The 17,401-nt window shown below is 67.7% G+C and carries 16 protein-coding genes and 1 riboswitch; of the genes, 4 read left to right on the forward strand and 12 right to left on the reverse strand.

The annotated features are described in order from the left end of the window. Positions 1 to 12 precede the first annotated feature (12 nt). A complete protein-coding gene (locus BCL79_RS19190) occupies positions 13 to 1,428 on the forward strand; it encodes a helix-turn-helix domain-containing protein (protein WP_183073835.1) in 1,416 nt (471 codons plus the stop codon). Positions 1,429 to 1,450: 22 nt separating this feature from the next. Here the strand turns inward: BCL79_RS19190 and BCL79_RS19195 are convergent, their stop codons facing one another. The 12 genes from BCL79_RS19195 to BCL79_RS19250 all read right to left on the reverse strand — a co-directional run bounded on the left by BCL79_RS19195 (position 1,451) and on the right by BCL79_RS19250 (position 13,026). Then, on the reverse strand, positions 1,451 to 3,340 hold the full coding sequence (locus BCL79_RS19195; RefSeq protein ID WP_121044270.1) for a patatin-like phospholipase family protein: 1,890 nt from the start codon (positions 3,338 to 3,340) through the stop codon (positions 1,451 to 1,453). 144 nt (positions 3,341 to 3,484) lie between these two features. Beyond that, positions 3,485 to 4,021, reverse strand: coding sequence for a lipocalin family protein (locus BCL79_RS19200; protein WP_121044273.1), 537 nt, complete (start codon positions 4,019 to 4,021; stop codon positions 3,485 to 3,487). A 28-nt stretch (positions 4,022 to 4,049) separates the two neighbouring features. Next, entirely contained in the window at positions 4,050 to 5,123 is a 1,074-nt protein-coding gene (locus tag BCL79_RS19205; RefSeq protein WP_121044276.1) for a class I SAM-dependent methyltransferase, read from the reverse strand. Then, a complete protein-coding gene (locus tag BCL79_RS19210; protein ID WP_121044279.1) occupies positions 5,120 to 5,917 on the reverse strand; it encodes a DUF1295 domain-containing protein in 798 nt (265 codons plus the stop codon). The genes BCL79_RS19205 and BCL79_RS19210 overlap by 4 nt, the downstream gene beginning before the upstream one ends. After that, positions 5,914 to 6,471: a DUF2878 domain-containing protein gene (locus tag BCL79_RS19215; protein WP_121044282.1), complete on the reverse strand. Its 558-nt coding sequence runs from the start codon at positions 6,469 to 6,471 to the stop codon at positions 5,914 to 5,916. Before BCL79_RS19215 ends, BCL79_RS19210 begins: the two co-directional genes overlap by 4 nt. 1 nt (position 6,472) lies before the next feature. Beyond that, positions 6,473 to 7,729, reverse strand: a complete 1,257-nt coding sequence (locus tag BCL79_RS19220) for an SAM-dependent methyltransferase (protein WP_121044285.1) — start codon at positions 7,727 to 7,729, stop codon at positions 6,473 to 6,475. Next, positions 7,726 to 8,493 (reverse strand): DUF1365 domain-containing protein, encoded by a 768-nt coding sequence (locus tag BCL79_RS19225; protein WP_121044289.1) that lies wholly within the window; start codon positions 8,491 to 8,493, stop codon positions 7,726 to 7,728. The genes BCL79_RS19220 and BCL79_RS19225 overlap by 4 nt, the downstream gene beginning before the upstream one ends. Beyond that, positions 8,490 to 9,770 carry an NAD(P)/FAD-dependent oxidoreductase gene (locus BCL79_RS19230; RefSeq protein WP_121044292.1) on the reverse strand — a complete coding sequence of 427 codons (1,281 nt, stop codon included), beginning with the start codon at positions 9,768 to 9,770 and terminating at the stop codon, positions 8,490 to 8,492. The genes BCL79_RS19225 and BCL79_RS19230 overlap by 4 nt, the downstream gene beginning before the upstream one ends. A 1-nt stretch (position 9,771) precedes the next feature. Then, positions 9,772 to 10,731, reverse strand: a complete 960-nt coding sequence (locus BCL79_RS19235) for an acyl-CoA desaturase (RefSeq protein WP_121044295.1) — start codon at positions 10,729 to 10,731, stop codon at positions 9,772 to 9,774. Positions 10,732 to 10,821: 90 nt separating this feature from the next. After that, positions 10,822 to 11,607, reverse strand: a complete 786-nt coding sequence (locus BCL79_RS19240) for an anti-sigma factor (RefSeq protein WP_121044298.1) — start codon at positions 11,605 to 11,607, stop codon at positions 10,822 to 10,824. Next, positions 11,604 to 12,173: a sigma-70 family RNA polymerase sigma factor gene (locus tag BCL79_RS19245; protein WP_121044301.1), complete on the reverse strand. Its 570-nt coding sequence runs from the start codon at positions 12,171 to 12,173 to the stop codon at positions 11,604 to 11,606. Before BCL79_RS19245 ends, BCL79_RS19240 begins: the two co-directional genes overlap by 4 nt. Before the next feature lie 70 nt (positions 12,174 to 12,243). Next, the gene (locus tag BCL79_RS19250; RefSeq protein WP_121044304.1) at positions 12,244 to 13,026 is read right to left on the reverse strand and encodes a hypothetical protein; all 783 of its coding nucleotides are present in this window, start codon (positions 13,024 to 13,026) and stop codon (positions 12,244 to 12,246) included. Between the two features lie 103 nt (positions 13,027 to 13,129). Continuing rightward, positions 13,130 to 13,363: riboswitch (cobalamin riboswitch) on the forward strand. Positions 13,364 to 13,577: 214 nt separating this feature from the next. Here BCL79_RS19250 and metE point away from each other — a divergent pair. From metE to pncA, 3 genes are all read left to right on the forward strand, one after another. Next, on the forward strand, positions 13,578 to 15,875 hold the full coding sequence (metE, locus tag BCL79_RS19255; protein WP_121044307.1) for a 5-methyltetrahydropteroyltriglutamate--homocysteine S-methyltransferase: 2,298 nt from the start codon (positions 13,578 to 13,580) through the stop codon (positions 15,873 to 15,875). 70 nt (positions 15,876 to 15,945) lie between these two features. Further along, positions 15,946 to 16,635 carry an epoxyqueuosine reductase QueH gene (locus BCL79_RS19260; protein ID WP_121044311.1) on the forward strand — a complete coding sequence of 230 codons (690 nt, stop codon included), beginning with the start codon at positions 15,946 to 15,948 and terminating at the stop codon, positions 16,633 to 16,635. A gap of 52 nt (positions 16,636 to 16,687) precedes the next feature. Beyond that, positions 16,688 to 17,314 carry a bifunctional nicotinamidase/pyrazinamidase gene (pncA, locus tag BCL79_RS19265; protein ID WP_121044314.1) on the forward strand — a complete coding sequence of 209 codons (627 nt, stop codon included), beginning with the start codon at positions 16,688 to 16,690 and terminating at the stop codon, positions 17,312 to 17,314. The last annotated feature ends 87 nt before the right edge of the window (positions 17,315 to 17,401 follow it).

Genomic DNA, 17,401 nt, shown 5'->3' on the forward strand with positions numbered 1-17,401 from the left:
TTTCCGGGCTGTATGCGCTTAATCTGGCCAATCTCCGCTACGATTTTTGTGAATTCTGTGAATAGTCAGCCCGTCCAACGCCAGATCGGCCTGCGCCTGCTCAAGCTGCGCGAGCAGCGCGGCTACAGCCAGCTGGCGCTGGCCAAGGCGCTGGGGCTGTCGGCCAGCTACCTGAACCAGATCGAGCGCAACAAGCGGCCGCTGACCCCGGCGGTGCAGGGCAAGCTGCGCGACGTACTGGGCGACGTCAGCGAGCTGTTCGAGGTCGATGACCCCGGCGCGCTGCAGGAATCGCTGGGCGAGACTCTGCGCGACCTGGGCCTGGCCGATGTCAGCAGCACCGAACTGCGCGCGATGGCCGGCAACCTGCCGCAGATCAGCCGTGCCCTGCTCGACCTGCACCGCCGCCACCTGATGCTGCGCGAGCATGCCGCCGCGCTGGAGTTCCAGCTGGGCGATGTGCATGCCGGGCAGGCGCTGCCCGCGGGCGACCAGGTCCGCGATTTCTTCAATCGCATGCACAACCACATCCCCGAGCTGGATGACCTGGCCGAGCAGTTGTTCGGCGAATGGGGGCTGGTGGCCGGGCATGTGGCGCCGCGCCTGCGCCAGCTGCTGGCCGACCGCCACGGCGTGCTGGTGGAAGTGGGGCCGCTGCAGGCCGGGCGCGAGAAGCGCGTCTACGACGGCGGCAGCCGCACCTTGTGGCTGCCCGACTACCTGGAGCCGGGCCAGCAGGCGTTCCAGATGGCGGCCGAGCTGGCCCTGCTCGGCTATGCGGCGCAGATCGATGCGGTGATCGCACGCGCCGGGTTTGGCGAGGCAGAGCAGATCGCGCAGGCGCGGATCGGCATGTCCAACTACTTCGCCGGTGCGCTGGTGATGCCGTATGCGCAGTTCCTGCGCGCGGCCGAGCACAGCGCGTACGACATCGATGCGCTCGCCCATCGCTTCGGCGTGGGCTTCGAGGCAGTCTGCCACCGCTTGAGCACGCTGGCCCGGCGTAGTGCACCGGGCCTGCCGTTCTTCTTCATCCGCGTGGACCGCGCCGGCAATGTCTCCAAACGGCATTCGGCCACCGATTTCCACTTCTCACAGGTGGGTGGCTCGTGCCCATTGTGGATCGTGTACGAAGCCTTCAACCAACCCGGGCGCGTACTGACCCAGACCGCGCGGATGCCTGACGGACGCCGCCACTTCTGGCTGGCGCGGCAGGTGAGCAGCGGCCCGATCGGACATGGCCAGCCGCGCAAGACCTTCGCGGTGGCGCTGGGCTGCGATCTGCAGCACGCCGAGCGGTTGATCTACACGCGCGGGCTGGATATCCAGAGCCCGGGCAACTCGGTCTCGATCGGCCCGGGCTGCCGGGTATGCCCGCGCGAGGATTGCATGCAGCGCGCGTTCCCGCAGCTGCCGGGGCGGGGATGATGCGGCCCGGTGGCGGAAACCCTCAGTAGATCGGCGTCACCTTCATCTGCGGCAGCGGCCGTGGCGCACCGTCGGTGAGGTCCGGCCCGAGGTCTTCCCACGTCTGGCCCTGCTCGACCATGTGCCGCCACAACTGCTGCGATTCGCGACGTTTGTCTTCCGAGCTCAGGCGGTAGGACGGCGGCACCGGCGTGCCGGTGGCCACACTTTGATACGCCGCTTGGTATGCCGCCACGCGTTGTGCGGGGTCATCGGTGCGCGCCACATCCAGCGTGTAGCGCTGGTAGGCCGAGGCCAGATTGCGCCAGCGGATCCAGTAGTGGTTCGCGAAGGAGAAATCGCAGAAGCGCTCGCCGGCGATGCTGCCCTTGTCGGCGATGCGGCTGAGCACGGCCTGTGGCATGTCCAGATTCATGCCGCCCTCGTCGCCCTCCAGCGCGACATGCACGATGCGGTCGCGGTACCCCGGCGCACGCGCCTGCAGCACATCGCGCCAGTTCTGCATGGTCGATACGATCGAGAACAGAAAGCCGGACATCTCCGCGGCGGCCAGCGGCTGCGCGATGGAATGGTAGGTACGCTGCCAGCCATGGCGGTTCTCGGTCGGCAGGAAGACCGCCTGCTCCGCCCGCGCATGCGCATCGCCGTGGGCCAGCACGCTCACGGCGTCGGCAGGCTGCGCGTAGACGAGATTGATGCCGAAGGTCGGCCAGCGCGGCAACGCGGCGTCGAACAGATGGATCGGGAAATTGCTGCTGATCCCGCCATCGGAGAACCAGCACACGCGGAAGGCGGTGATCACCGGACCACAGCTCTGGCCACCACTGGTGAGCCCTTCCATGCTGTCGGCCACGTTGGTGTTGTCGCGTGGGGGCTCGGCATCGGCCACCGGCTCACAGCGGCGTTCGCGACGGGCCGGCTCGTGCAGCGGCACCGCGCTGATCAGCAGCGGGAAGCTCAGGCTCATGCGCGTGGCGACCAGTACTGGCAGTTCCTCGCCATCGACCAGACGGTAGTAATCGCGCCCATCGACCCGCTCTGGTGCGCCGGCCCGTGCAACCAGCCACGCGACCACGCTGGCCGGGAACAGCTGCGCGAACTCCTCGCGCAGGAACCAGAAGTGCGCCGCGTTGAACGGCAGCGTGCGCGGCTCGCTGTGCGACACGCAGGTGGTGATCATCTGCAGCGTGATCGCGTGCGCACCGCTGGGCTCGCCGGGATAGCGTGGGGCCGCATGCAGATCGCCGAAGGTCAATGGCTGGTCATGCGGCTTGCCGGCCAAGGCCTGCAGCTGGGTATGCAGCCAATCCGTCAGCGCCGGCGCGGAGGCGTTCGGCTGGGTGCTGCCAGTGCACAGGCCCAGCAGGTTGCGGCGGGCGACGCGGGCAACGCGCAGCGCCGAGGCCAGCACGCCGGCCCCGTAGGCGCACAGCAGCGAGGGCAGCAACGTCGCCCAGATGCCATCAATGCCACCGGCCAGGTAACCGATGCCCAGCAGGCCGGCCAGCGACACCAGCACCTCCAGCGGCGCGATCGCGAATACCGCCGCGAGCAGACAGGCGATCTTGCGCAGCAGGCCGGCCTTGCCGGTGAGCATCACCAGCAGGCGATACGCGGTACGCGCGCCATATGCCGGCTGGAACAGACTGTGGATGAAGCCCTGCCGGGACAGCTGCGCCGAGACCTCGGCCAACCCCGGAAAGCCCACCGCCGCCGCGACCGGCTCACCGGCCTGGCGGCGCCGGTCGCCCAGCGCGGCCGCCGCTGCCACGGCGGCGGCAATGGCGCCGGCCGAGGTGCCGCCGATGCTCTTGAAGCGGTACTCGCGCGCCAGCGACAGCACCGCGTTGGGATACACGATGCCGCTGGTGATGCCGCCCTTCATGACCAGATCGCAGTACTTGTCCGCCACGTTGCCGTCCTCTGTCCGCCCGTGCGCGGCCGATCCACGCACCCTCCCCCGCTGTCCCTGCAACGATGCCCGGGCCGGGGAGGTCGATGACGACAGTATCGCCTGCGCGCTTCTCAGGGCCTGAGAAGCGCGGCACGGAACGGCTTATTTGGCGTTGCCGGACTGCGGCACGCGCCGCACCTGGGAGAGGTCGTAACCGAGCGCGGCGATGCGGGTCATCGCGGCCTGGTAATCCGCATCGGAGATGGTCGGGGTACGCGCCATCAGCCACATGTAGTCGCGCTTGCTGCGGCCCACGATGGTCTGCTTGTAGTCCGGGTCCAGATCCACGATCACGTACTCGGCCTGGATCGGCCAGATGAACTGCATGCCCCAGATCGCGCCGCCGGTGCCTTCCTTGACCGTTCCGACCGGGTGCATGGTCTTGATCGGTGCCTGGAAGCTGCCCTTGCGATAACGGAAGGTGGTCTGGATGCGGCCGTCCGGACGCAGTGCGTAGGACTCCACCGCATCGAACGCTTCACGTTCGGGCCGGCTGGGGATATGGGCGATCACATACCAGTCGCCCATGAAGCGCGGCACGTCCACATGCGCCACGGGCGGGATCGGACGGGTGTTGCCGCTGCAGCCGCCGAGCATCATGCCGACGACCAGCAGGGGAACGAGAACACGGATGGACATGACGGCTTGCTCCAGTAACGTGGGGTGATCACGGACGGTTGAACAGGTAGTGGGCCACCTGCCACTGCTGGCCCTGCTGGTAGCCGAACAACTCTGCACAGGCCATCCAGAACATGCGCCAGCGCTGGTGCCACAACGCAGCCGAGGCATCGCCGTAGGTCTGGCGCAGCACAGCCATCACGGCTTCTTTCTCGCGGTCCTGGTTGGCCAGCCAGTGGTTGGCGGTGCGCTCGTAGTGGGTGCCATCCAGCAGCCAGCGCTGCTGCAGCTGCAGGTGCTGCTGGAAGAACAGCAGCGTATCGGCCGCGGGCATCAGGCCACCGGTGAAGAAGTGGCGGCCCATCCAGTTGTCCTCGCCCTCGGTCTCGAACGGGTACATCAGCGTGCGGTGCACGAAAATATGCACGAACAGCTTGCCCTCCGGCCGCAGCCAGCGGTGGATGCGCTGCAGCAGCTGCGGGTAGTTGCGCATGTGCTCGAACATCTCGATCGAGACGCAGCGATCGAAGGTCTCCGCATCCAGCATCAGATGATTCACGTCACGGGTCAGCACGGTGACGTTGATCAGGCCACGTGCACGGCACTGACCCAGGATGTACTCGCGCTGGCTGTTGGAGTTGGAGACGGCGGTGATCTGCGCGTTCGGGTAGCGCTCGGCCATCCACAGCGTCAGCGACCCCCAGCCGCAGCCCAGCTCCAGGATGTGTTGCCCATCGGCCAGCTGTGCGCGCTCGCCGTACAGCGCGAGCATCGCCTCTTCGGCTTCGTCCAGCGTTTCAGTGCCGGTGGCGTAGTAGCAGCTGCTGTACTTCAGGCGCTTGCCCAGGCAGCGATGGAAGAATTCGGCCGGCACTTCGTAATGCTGCCGATTGGCCGCATCCACATGCAGCGCGACCGCGCTGCTGGCCAGCCCGGCGATGCGTGCGGCAAAGCGCTGCGACTGGACCTGCTGGCCACCGGCAAGCTCTTCGCGCAGGCGCTGCTCGCACTGGCGGCGGATGCCCAGCCGCAACAGCGTATCGGGAAGCAGCCCGCGCTCGGCCAGGCCGGTCAGGCCCGGTGCGTAGTCCGGCAGCGGAAGACGGTCACTGGCGACATTCATGGGGCAGATTCCTTGCGGGCAGACGACGAACGGGAGGGGAACCACGGAAACAGCATCGGCGTGGTGCGTTGGTACTCGCGGTAATCCTCACCGCGCGAGCGCAGCGCCTGCGCCTCGGTGAAGGGAATGCCGCTGACCCAGCGCAGGAACACGTACATCACCAGCGGGCCGGACCACGCCAGCCACCACAACGGCGACTGCACGGCCAGCAGCACGTAGGTGAACCAGTGCAGCCATTCGAAGAAATAGTTGGGATGCCGCGAGTAGCGCCACAACCCATCGCGGCAGGTCTTGCCCTTGTTGGCCGGATCGGCGCGGAAGCGCGCCAGCTGACGATCCGCCAGCGATTCGCCACCCACGCTCAGCAGCCACATCGCCACGGCCGCGATCACCCAACCCCAGCCATGTGCTTCCGGATTCACCGACACCGCCACGAAGGGCAACGCGAACAGCACGATCAGCAGTGCCTGGAACTGGAAGAAGCCGAAGATCTTTCCCTGATGGCCGTTCCAGTGCTTACGTAGATGCTGGTAGCGACCATCCTCGGGCTCGCTGCGCACGCGGTGCCACAGGTGCAGCGCCAGGCGTGAACCCCACAGCCCGCCCAGCACCGCCAGCGCGATCCTCGGCATCGCCGCGCCATCGCCGAGCAGTGCGAGCAACAGCGCAGACGCGCCCACACCCTTGGCCCAGAGCACATCGACCACGCCGATGTTCTGGTGCCGGCGCTGCCACCACCAGCCCCAGGTCATGATCACGGCGGCGTACAGCCACACCACCCACAGCATCTTCATCGTGTGTCTCCTGGAGCAAGTGTGGCGAGGGGTACCGCACGTGTCTGCCAATGACGGGCGCACGCCGCAAGCACCGGCAATGCGATCGCCCAGCCCAGGCCGAGCAGCAGCACGCCGTGCCACTGCGGCGCGGCGAACACCACCGACGACCAGCCGCGCGCGGCGGACAGATATGCCAGCGGGGCCAGCAGCAGGCCAACCAGCGCTGCCGCAACCAGATGCCGCTGCAGCACCGCGAATGACACTGTGAGCGTCATCGCGAACGCGGCCCACAGCGCGAGGATCCAGACCGGGGCGATCCACGCGGGATCATTGCCGGCCGCGTACAGCACCCAGCCGGAGGCGCCGGCCAGCCCGTCTACGACCAACCCGCAGGCGATCGCCACCAGCATCAATCTGATCTCCACTGACGGCTGCGCGGACCAGACCAACTGAGTGCCCACGTAAACCGCCGCCGCCAACAGCCCGGGCCAGCGCAGCCCATGGCCGGCCCCGATCACCGCGCACAGCCAGACCAGCTGGTTGCCGATCACGTTGGCCCAGAAACGTGGCACCTCAGCCCTCCCCCGCAATCAATGCGGGCCGGTAGCCCGGACGCGCCATCAGCAGGTGCGAGACACCGATGGAGCGCTCCAGGAAGCCACCTTCGCAGTACGCCAGGTAGAACTCCCACATGCGGATGAAGCCCGCATCGAAGCCCTGTGCACGCACCGCCGGGAGCTGGGCCAGGAAGCGCTGTCGCCACGCGCGCAGCGTCAGTGCATAAGACGGGCCGAAGTCGTGCTGGCCGATCAGCTGCAGATCGCTGCTGCGGGTCTTGGCGGCGACGATGGCGTTGATCGAGGGGATGAAGCTGCCGGGGAACACGAAGCGCTTGATGTAATCGACGCTCCGCCGCGCCTGCTCGTAACGCTGGTCTTCGATGGTGATGGCCTGCAGCAGCGCCAGACCATCATCCTTGAGCAGGCGGGTCAGCGTGGCGAAGTAGGTGTCCAGGTACTGCGCGCCGATCGCCTCGATCATCTCGATGGAAACGAGCTTGTCGTACTGCCCGTCCAGATCGCGGTAATCCTTGAGCAGCAGGGTGACCTTGTCCTGCAGCCCGGCCGCCTCGACCCGCTGCCTGGCCAGCGTGTACTGCTCGACTGAGATGGTGGTGGTAGTGACGTGGCAGCCGATATGGCGGGCGGCGTACAGCGCAAAGCCGCCCCAGCCGGTGCCGATCTCGACCACGCGATCGGCCGCGGTCACCTGCAGCTGCTCGCAGATGCGGGCCAGCTTGCGCTCGGACGCCGCCTCCAGCGTGTCTTCCGGGCGGGCATACAGCGCCGAGGAGTACATCAGGTCCGGCGACAGGAACAGCGAGAAGAACGGATTGCCGAGGTCATAGTGCGCGGCGATGTTGCGGCGGCTGCCTTCGCGCGTGTTGCGACGCAGGCGGTTCCAGCCTTTCAGCAGCCAGCCGCCAATGCGCGCCGGGCCGCCCTCCATGCCATCGAGCAGATCGCGGTTGCGCACCAGCAACTGCACCAGCGCGACCAGGTCATCGCAGCGCCAGTCACCGCGGATGTAGGCCTCGCCCGCCCCGACACTGCCCTGCGCGGCCACCGCGCGGTAGAAACCGGGATCGTCCACCCAGACCGTCACCTGTGGCGTGGCCTTCGGATCGCCGATCACCACATCGCCCACGGCATCGCGCAGCCGCAGATGCCCGCCGCGCAGCGGTGCCAGCTGCGCCAGCAGGCGCCCGCGCAGGAACCCTTCAAGGGTGGACGGTTGCGGCACGGTCACCGCACGGGTCATGTCGTTCATGGGGATTTTCCGGCAAGAGAAGGATGGTCGTGGACGGGGTTGCGCTTGAGCCACAGGCGCAGCGCCTGCCAGTGGATCGCGGCAACGACCTTGAGGGTCATCAGCGGGTAGCGCAGCAGCACGCCGGCCAGGCCACGACCGGTGAGCGGATGGCGCTGCATCACCAGATCGGCATCGAACTGGCACACACCCTCTCGCCACACCTGCATGTGCACGTGCAGGTCATCGCCCGGCGCGGTGAAGCGCCAGCGGTACTCGCAGTCCATCTGCATGAAGGGAGAAACGTGGAACTGCTTGTCGAACGACCAGCACAGCGCGCGGCCCTGGGCATCGGCCTGCGCCACCGGCAGCACGTAGGCGTGGCGCTCCTTCCAGGGCGTGTTGGTGATCTCCGCCACGATGCTGTCCAGCGTGGTGCCATCGGCGGCGTAGCAGTAATAGAAGCTCACCGGATTGAAAACATGCCCGGCATAACGCGGATGCGTGAGCAGGCGGATCGGCCCGGCGGGCGCGCGGCCCAATGCCTCGGTGATGCGTGCGCGCACGGCATCGGCCAGCGGCTGATCGGGCTTACCGAGATAGTCGCTGCGGCGGAACTCGACCACGTTGCGACGGCCCACCGACCACAGCCAGCGACGCTCGAACAGACGCGGCAGTTCGTCCAGGTCCAGCAGCAGCTGCGCGATCGGATAGCCGAACGCATGCGCATGCGGCGCGTGCCGGCGATGGCGCATCCAGCCACGGTAGATCGCACTGGCGGTCATGCTGGCAGTGCCTCGGCCAGCGGCCAGTAAGACTCTGCATCCAGCGCCTGCAGCGCATCGACCACGCGGCGGGCACTGCGGATGCCATCTTCGTGGAAGCCCCAGCCCCAGTACGCGCCGGCGAACCAGGTACGGCGATGGCCCTGGATCTCGGCCCAGCGCTGCTGCGCCCGCACCATCGCGTGGTCATGTACGGGGTGGGCGTACTGCAGACGGCGCAGCACGGTGGCCGGATCGACCGCCTCGCTGCGGTTGAGCGTGACCACCAAGGGCGTCGGCGTGTCGATGCCCTGCAGCAGGTTCATGCAGTAGCTGACCGTGCACGGTGCGAGCGGGTCGCGCGGTACATGCGCATTCCAGGCGGCCCAGGCCTTGCGGTCACGCGGCAGCAGGCTGGCATCGGTATGCAGCACGACCTCGTTGGGCTGGTAGCGGATCGCGCCCAGCACCGCGCGCTCGGTGAGATCGGCATCGGACAGCAACGCCAGTGCCTGGTCGCTGTGACAGGCCAGCACCAGCTGGTCGAAGCCTTCCAGGCCGGCAGCGCTGTGTACGCGCACGCCATGCTCGTGCCGCTCCACGCCGAACACCGGACACTCCAAGCGCTCGCGCACTTGCCAGCGGCTGCGCAGTGCATCGACGTACCTGGCCGAACCGCCCTGCACCACCCGCCACGGCGCGCGCCCGGTCATCTGCAGCATCTGGTGATTGGCCATGAACTGCACGAGATAGCGCGCCGGGAAGGCGGCCAGGCTGGCCGTCGGCGACGACCACAGCGCCGAGGCCATCGGCAGCAGGTGTTCGTCGATGAAGGTGCGGCCGTAACGGCCCTGTGCCAGGAACTCGCCCAGCGACGGGCCTTCATCGTCGCTTTCCAGCAGCGCCGGTGCCTCGCGGTAGAACCGGCGCAGATCCCGCAGCATGCCCCAGAAGCGCGGCGAGAGCAGATTGCGGCGCTGACAGAACAGGGTGTCCAGCGAGGTCGCGTTGTACTCCAGCCCGCTGCGCTCGCTGTGCACCGAAAAGCTCATCGTGGTCGGCTGCGACGCCACCCCCAGCTCGTCGAACAGGCCGGTCAGCAATGGGTAGTGGGCGGGGTTGAACACGATGAAGCCGGTGTCCACCGCCTGCGTGCGGCCATCGACCTCCACCTCATGCGTATGGGTGTGACCCCCGAGGTAGTCATTGGCCTCGAACAGCGTCACTTCATGCTGCTGGCTCAGCCACCACGCACTGGAGAGGCCGGCGATACCCGATCCGATCACGGCGATACGCATGTCAGTGCTCCGCCTTGGCCAGCACCCAGGCCGGCACAGGTTTGAGATCACGTACCAGCCCGAGCGCGGCCATCGCACGCAGGCCATACCAGGTGACATCCACTTCCCACCAGTAGAAGCCCTGACGCGCGGTGCCCGGGAAAAAGTGGTGGTTGTTGTGCCACCCTTCGCCGAAGGTCAGCAGGGCGAGCCACAGGTTGTTGCGGCTGTCGTCACCGGTGTTGAAACGCTGGCGGCCGAAGCGGTGCGCCAGCGAGTTGATGGTCACCGTGGCGTGGAACAGCACCACGGTGGAAATGAAGAAGCCCCACACCAGCATCTGCCCACCGCTGGTGCCCCACGACGGCGCGATACGTTCCAGCAGTGCACCCAGGCCGAACAGTGCCGCGGCCAGCGCGATCGGCACCAGCGTGTCGAAGCGGTCCAGCCAGCGCAGTTCGGGGTACTTGGCGAGATCGGGAATGCGTGACCAATCCGTGCGGAAGCCTTCCACCGTCAGGAACCAGCCCATGTGGCTCCACCAGAAGCCATGCACCGAGGGCGAATGTGGATCGGCGGCGGTATCGGTATGGCGGTGATGGTTGCGATGATGCGCCGCCCACCACAACGGGCCGCGCTGCACGCTGGAGGCGCCGATCAGCGCGAAGATGAACTGCACGGCCCGCGACGTCTGGAACGTGCGGTGGGAGAAGTAGCGGTGGTAGAAGGCCGTGATCGCAAACATGCGCACCGCGTACAGCGCGACCGCCACGCCGACCGCGACCCACGACACACCCACCCAGATGACCGCCAGGCAGGCCAGGTGCATCGCCGCGAACGGGATGGCCCGCACCCAGTCCACACGCTGCGGCTGGCCGGTCACGGCAGCCGCATCGGTGCGGGTGTCGAACCAGCGCAGCAGCGTCGCCCAGCGACGTGGCTGTGCGGTGCGTCCTGCGTCCGGGGTGGGGCTGTCCGACATGACTCGCTTCTCCTGAGGCGTTAACAGGAGATACGACAGGGCACGGCGTTTGGATGCACGGATCCGGAAAAAAACCGCGACTCCGTGCGATTACAGGTTGGCGATGTCGCCCTTGGCGATGATCGGGCCGGTCGGAATGCCTTGCGGCGCACCGGTCGACGGTTCCAGCGTGATCGCCAGCACCGAGCCGTTCACAAGCGCATCACGCAGCGTGTCGGGTACGGCCACGGTATGCGCGCGGTCGATGGAGACCAGGCCCAGCGAACGCGGGGCGCCGCCGGCCGGGATCAGCCACAGCTCGGGTGCACGGCCGGCCGCATCGGCCGCGGCCGGGACCGGCACCATCAGCACCTTGCCCTGGGCCTTGTCGACCGAGGCCAGCCAGCCCGGCGTGCCATCGTCGTGCAGCAGCGGCGTGACCGGCTTGGTGGCCTGCTCCGGCTCGGCCGGTGTCGTCGGCGCGGTCGGCGTCACCGCCACCGGCGAGAGCGAAGGCGCGGTCGGCTCCAGATCGCGGCGGCTGAACACCGCCACCAGTGCCAGCGCAGCAGCCAGCGCGGTCATGCCCTGCCAGAAACCGGTGCGCTGCCACACCCGAGGCGAGGCGGCCGTTGCGGCTGGCCAGCCGAGCGAGGTGCGGATGCGCGGCCACAGATGCGCGGGCACCGCTTCGGTACCGAGCGACTCGAGCAGGGGCGCAAGGCGGTTCTCCCACTGGGCCACCAATCGCGCGAAGCCGGGATCGCTGGCGATGCGGCGTTCAACCTCGGCACGCTGGGCGGCATCGAGTACGCCCAGCACGTATTCGCCGGCCAGGATGTCGGCGCTCGGCGGCTCGCCGTCGTCGTGCAGATCGTGGAGGTCGCGAACGTTCATCGTTCCAGGCACACCCGCAGTTGACCCAGCCCGCGGCGGATCCAGCTCTTCACCGAGCCCAGCGGCGAACCGATGCGGCGCGCCAATTCTTCATAGCTCGCGCCATCGAGGAAGGCCAGCCGGATCAAGGATCGCCGGCGCGGTTCCAAGGTTTCCAGGCACGCCTGCAGGCGCTCGTGGTCGGAGGCCTGCTCGGCGGCAAAGGCAGGCTGTGGCGCGAGATCGGGAATCTCTTCCGCCACCGACAGATCATCCAGCACGCGCGGCGGCGCGGCGCGCAGGCGGTCGATCGAGCGGTTGCGCGCCAGCATCGACAGCCAGGTCATGGCCGCCGCCTTGGCGCGGTCGAACTGCGCCGCCTTGTTCCAGACCGTGGTGAAGACGTCCTGCAGTACCTCTTCGGCATCGCCGCGGTCGCGCAGCACGTGCAGGCAGATCGCGAACAGGCGGCCAGAGGCCAGCTGATAGACCGATTCGAAGGCCTGGCGATCGCCAGCGGCCACCCGGGCGAGCAACTCGTCCAGACGGTGGGATGCGGCGGTGGCGGCAGCGTCCAGCTCGGGCATCGCAGGCTCAATGTCGATAACGGGCGTATCGGCATCGTCCTTGCTTGCGAGGCTGGCTGCAAGGGGGCGCTCAGGCACCGCATGTCTTCACCAGCGGCTGCGTACGCGCGGCGGACAACTCTGCCGCAGGCGTGGCAACGGGAGCCGCCGGAAACTCGACCCGCACCTGCGGGTACTTGCCCTTCTCATCGCGGACGTTGCCGGTGCCGGTGAACTGCAGCAGCCGCTGGTCCGCGGTGGCATAGACCAGGGTGACCGGGGGCACCGCGAAACCGAACCACGCATCGAGCTTCATCTGCAACTGCTCGGCCGGTTGACCCTGCCAGGTCACCGCACCCGTGCGTTGCACTTTCAGCGGCACCAGGCGCTGACGGCTGGGCAGCAGGAACTGGAACGCCACGCTCTGCCCCGCCTGCAACGCCGCCCAATGGCTGCGCACCGCCGCGTCGAAACCGGCATCCACCACCGCGCCCGGCGGAACCGCGATGGCGCGGCTGAATGTCGGTGCCTGCGCGCTGGCACGGACCGATACCTGGCGGGTAGCGGCACCGCCGCGCACGCCTTCCTGATACCCATCGCGGCCATCGTCCAAGGTGAAATCAGGCGTCTGCGGGCTGCCCTGCGGGGTCATCCACTTGCGCGCAAACGGGCGCCCATCGCTGCAGCGGTACAGCACCAGCCGCGACTGTGCGCTTGCCGGCCCCTGCAGCCAATGGGTCTCGCGGTAGAGCAGGCGCCCATCGGCGGTGGCGTACGCGCGGCCTTCCTGGCGCTGCACGGTCTGCGCGGCGGCACTCACGGGGGCGGCGATCACCGACAGCAGCAGGATCAGGCAGGGCAAGGGCTGGCGCATGGGGGTCCAAACGGGCGGGCTTGCAGGGAGATACGCAGTTGACGGTGGTTTGGATGCAGTGGGGTGAATCGGGCAAACGACTTGACCATCGCTCGCCTTCGGCCTACCTTGTGCTCGCCGAAGGTATCCATCGCTTCATGCAGATGAAGGGATGGATTTAAACGGGAATCCGGTGAAGGCGCCTCGCGCGCCCATTCCGGAGCTGCCCCGCAGCGGTGAATGGAAACGACTCCTGCCAACAGCACTGGGCCTTCGCGCCTGGGAAGCGGCAGGTACTAGGTGGGCGCCCGCGCCCGTGTCCATCAGCCCGAATACCGGCCCCGGCCGGAGGACATGACCGTCCTCCGATTCGACCTGGAACGTCCGCGGGGAGGTTGCCGGGGTCTGCCGCCATGCCGCCTGCATGGCGCTGCCCCCGTGCGTCCGCTTCACGGCATCCGGTTCGCCCGCGGGGGCGAAGGTCGCTGGCGGGGCGGAACGGGCTGCAAGGCCCCGGACGGCGCGCGGTTCCTTCGTTCCTCAATGCCCCTACGCAATGAGGACACGTTCCAATGACCACTGTTACCAATTTGGGTTTTCCGCGCATCGGCGCCAAGCGCGAACTCAAGCGCGCGCTCGAAGCCTTCTGGTCCGGCGAGAGCAGCGCCGCGTCGCTGCAGGACACCGCGGCCGAGCTGCGTGAACGCCACTGGCAGCTGCAGCGCGAGGCCGGCGTGGATGTGCCGCCGAGCAACGATTTCAGCCTGTATGACCAGGTGCTGGATGCGGCCTTCCTGTTCGATGCGATCCCGACCCGCTACCGCGCGCTCGCCGATGCCGAGCCGCTGAGCGGCTATTTCGCGATGGCGCGTGGCCTGCAGCGCGATGGCATCGACCTGCATGCGCTGGAAATGACCAAGTGGTTCGATACCAACTACCACTACCTGGTGCCCGAACTGCACGCCGGCCAGACCTTCACGGTGCGCGGCGACAAGCCGCTGGCCGAATACCGCCAGGCCAAGGCGCTGGGGATCGAGACCCGTCCGGTGCTGATCGGCCCGGTGACCTTCCTGCGTTTGTCCAAGACCACCGACGGCAGCAACGCACTGGACCTGCTGGATGCACTGCTGCCGGTGTATGTGCAGCTGCTGGGCGAGCTCAAGGCGGCCGGCGCGGCGTGGGTGCAGCTGGATGAGCCGCTGCTGGTGCAGGACCTGGACGAGGCCACACGTGCTGCCTACGAGCATGCCTACGCGGTACTGGCCCAAGCTGCCCGCCCCAAGGTGCTGGTGGCGACGTACTTTGGTGCGCTGGAGGACAACCTCGCGCTGGCCGCCTCGCTGCCGATCGATGGCCTGCATGTGGATCTGGTCCGTGCGCCGGAACAGCTCGATGCGGTGATCAAGGCGCTGCCGGCCGGTCGCGTGCTGTCGGCCGGGCTGGTCAACGGCCGCAACATCTGGCGCACCCACCTGGACAACGCGCTGGTGCTGGCGCGCTACGCGCACGGCCATGTCGGCAGCGATGCGCTGTGGCTGGCGCCGTCGTGTTCGCTGCTGCATACCCCGGTCGATCTGGACCACGAAAAGAAGCTCGATGACGAACTGCGCAGCTGGCTGGCGTTCTCCCGGCAGAAGCTCGGCGAGCTGCGCGTACTGGCCGACGCGATCGATGCACCGGCGCGTGCCGAAGCACCGCTGGCTCATTCGCGTGCGTGCATCGAATCGCGCCGTCGTTCGCCGCGCGTGCACAACACGGCCGTCGCCGCGCGCCTTTCCTCGCTGACCCCGGCCGATGCACAGCGCCACAGCCGCTACCCGCAACGCCACCTGGCCCAAGCCGCCGCGCTGAAGCTGCCGCGCTTCCCGACCACCACGATCGGTTCGTTCCCGCAGACGCTGGAGGTGCGTGAGGCGCGTGCCCGCAACAAGGCCGGCAAGCTCTCCGATGCGGACTACGATGCGTTCCTGGCCACCCAGACCGAGCACTGCGTGCGCGTGCAGGAGCAGATCGGGCTGGACGTGCTGGTGCACGGCGAGTTCGAGCGCAACGACATGGTCGAGTACTTCGGCGAGCAGCTCGATGGCTTTGCCTTCACCAAGAATGGCTGGGTGCAGAGCTACGGCTCGCGCTGCGTGAAGCCGCCGGTGATCTTCGGCGATGTGACCCGCCCTCAGCCGATGACGGTGCGCTGGTCGCAGTACGCGCAGTCGCTCACCCAGCGGCCGATGAAGGGCATGCTGACCGGCCCGGTGACGGTGCTGCAGTGGTCATTCGTACGCGACGACCAGTCCCGCGCGGACACCTGTCGCCAGATCGCACTGGCCCTGCGCGATGAAGTGACCGACCTGGAAGCGGCCGGGATCGGCGTGATCCAGATCGACGAGCCGGCGATCCGCGAAGGACTGCCGCTGCGCCGCGCGCAGTGGCGCGAGTACCTGGACTGGGCAGTCGAAGCCTTCCGGATCAGTGCCAGCGGCGTGCGCGATGCGACCCAGATCCACACGCACATGTGCTATTCCGAGTTCAACGACATCATCCACTCGGTGGCTGCGATGGACGCGGACGTGATCTCGATCGAAACCTCGCGCTCGCGCATGGAGCTGCTGGATGCCTTCGTGCGCTTCCAGTATCCCAACGAGATCGGCCCGGGCGTGTACGACATCCACTCCCCCCGCGTACCCGACAAGGCCGAGATGCTGGCACTGCTGCGCAAAGCCGCCGAGGTGCTGCGTCCCGAGCAGATCTGGGTCAACCCGGATTGCGGCCTGAAGACCCGTGGCTGGCCGGAAACCCGTGCCGCGCTGGAAGCGCTGGTGGCCGCCGCGCGCGAACTGCGCGAGGAAACCGCCGACGCCAACGCCGCCTGATCCGACCCTTGTAGACAGCCCCAAGGACCCCATCGCCGCCGTTGCCGGCGGTGGGGTCGACGAGAAACGCATGAACCCGCATGACCTGACACCGATCGACCGCCCGACCCTGTCCCTGCCCGACGGCCACACCAAGCTGCTGCTGCACTCGTGCTGCGCGCCCTGTTCGGGCGAGGTGATGGAAGCGATCACCGCCTCCGGTATCGACTACACGATCTTCTTCTACAACCCCAACATCCACCCGGTAAAGGAATACGAACTGCGCAAGCAGGAGAACATCCGCTTCGCCGAGAAGCATGGCGTGCCGTTCGTCGACGCTGACTACGACACCGACAACTGGTTCGCCCGCGCCCGCGGCATGGAGAACGAGCCCGAGCGCGGCATCCGCTGCACGATGTGCTTCGACATGCGCTTCGTGCGCACCGCGTTGTATGCGCACGAGAACGGCTTTGCGGTGATCAGCAGCTCGCTGGGCATCTCACGCTGGAAGGACATGAACCAGATCAACGATTGTGGCCACCGCGCCGCCGCACACTACCCGGGCATCCAGTACTGGGATTACAACTGGCGCAAGGGCGGCGGCGCCGCGCGGATGGTGGAGATCAGCAAGCGCGAGCAGTTCTATCAACAGGAATACTGCGGCTGCGTGTACTCCCTGCGCGACGCCAACCGCCACCGTCGCGAGACCGGCCGCGAGCGGATCAAGCTGGGCGTGCTGTACTACGGCGACGGGACCTCGAAGCAGGGCGACGCCGACTGACCGTTGCGGGGGCGTCGGCTAGACTGGACGCCCCCACAGCCGTGAAGCCGCCATGAGCCGTTACCCCGCCGATGTCGCGTTGGTCGTGATCGACCTGCAGCCGGACTTCATGCCCGGTGGCGCACTGGCCTGCGTGGACGGCGATGCGATCGTGCCGGACATTGCCGCCCTGCTCGCCGAACGCCGGTACGCCACCGTGGTGGCGACCCAGGACTGGCACCCGGCCGACCACGCCTCCTTTGCCAGCCAGCACCCGGGGCATCTCCCGTTCGAAGCGATCCTGCTGCACGCGCAGCCGCAGACCCTATGGCCGGACCACTGCGTACAAGGCAGTGACGGCGCCGTGCTGCATCCGGGCGTGGACTGGACGGTGGCCGACCTGATCCTGCGCAAGGGCACCCGGCGTGAGGTGGACTCGTACAGCGCCTTCCGTGAGAACCATGGCCCCGACGGCACCCGCCCGGCCACCGGACTGGCGGGCTGGCTGCATGAGCGCGGCATCCGCGAGGTGCACGTGTGCGGTCTGGCGCGCGATTACTGCGTGTTGTGGAGCGCGCAGGATGCGGTGAAGTCCGGGTTCCGGGTCAAATTCCTGTGGGACCTGACCCGGCCGGTCACCGAGGCCAATGGCGGCATGGTGCGTGAGGCGTTGGCGAAGGCGAAGATCGCGCTGATCTGACGGGCGAGTCAAGGCGCCGGCCGGAACGGCGTACCGACCAACGGTCGGTACCTACCGGATCAAAGAACGACCGTCGGGTGCCGGCCG

Origin of the sequence: Stenotrophomonas rhizophila (assembly GCF_003651185.1) — a bacterium.
Classification (GTDB): Bacteria; Pseudomonadota; Gammaproteobacteria; order Xanthomonadales; family Xanthomonadaceae; genus Stenotrophomonas; species Stenotrophomonas maltophilia_Z.

Coding starts and splice junctions, on each gene's coding strand:
- BCL79_RS19190 (WP_183073835.1), top strand. CDS start 13: ATGCGCTTAATCTGGCCAATCTCCGCTACGATTTTTGTGAATTCTGTG.
- BCL79_RS19200 (WP_121044273.1), bottom strand. CDS start 4,021: ATGTCCATCCGTGTTCTCGTTCCCCTGCTGGTCGTCGGCATGATGCTC.
- BCL79_RS19205 (WP_121044276.1), bottom strand. CDS start 5,123: ATGAATGTCGCCAGTGACCGTCTTCCGCTGCCGGACTACGCACCGGGC.
- BCL79_RS19210 (WP_121044279.1), bottom strand. CDS start 5,917: ATGAAGATGCTGTGGGTGGTGTGGCTGTACGCCGCCGTGATCATGACC.
- BCL79_RS19220 (WP_121044285.1), bottom strand. CDS start 7,729: ATGAACGACATGACCCGTGCGGTGACCGTGCCGCAACCGTCCACCCTT.
- BCL79_RS19225 (WP_121044289.1), bottom strand. CDS start 8,493: ATGACCGCCAGTGCGATCTACCGTGGCTGGATGCGCCATCGCCGGCAC.
- BCL79_RS19230 (WP_121044292.1), bottom strand. CDS start 9,770: ATGCGTATCGCCGTGATCGGATCGGGTATCGCCGGCCTCTCCAGTGCG.
- BCL79_RS19235 (WP_121044295.1), bottom strand. CDS start 10,731: ATGTCGGACAGCCCCACCCCGGACGCAGGACGCACCGCACAGCCACGT.
- BCL79_RS19240 (WP_121044298.1), bottom strand. CDS start 11,607: ATGAACGTTCGCGACCTCCACGATCTGCACGACGACGGCGAGCCGCCG.
- BCL79_RS19245 (WP_121044301.1), bottom strand. CDS start 12,173: ATGCCCGAGCTGGACGCTGCCGCCACCGCCGCATCCCACCGTCTGGAC.
- BCL79_RS19250 (WP_121044304.1), bottom strand. CDS start 13,026: ATGCGCCAGCCCTTGCCCTGCCTGATCCTGCTGCTGTCGGTGATCGCC.
- metE (WP_121044307.1), top strand. CDS start 13,578: ATGACCACTGTTACCAATTTGGGTTTTCCGCGCATCGGCGCCAAGCGC.
- BCL79_RS19260 (WP_121044311.1), top strand. CDS start 15,946: ATGAACCCGCATGACCTGACACCGATCGACCGCCCGACCCTGTCCCTG.
- pncA (WP_121044314.1), top strand. CDS start 16,688: ATGAGCCGTTACCCCGCCGATGTCGCGTTGGTCGTGATCGACCTGCAG.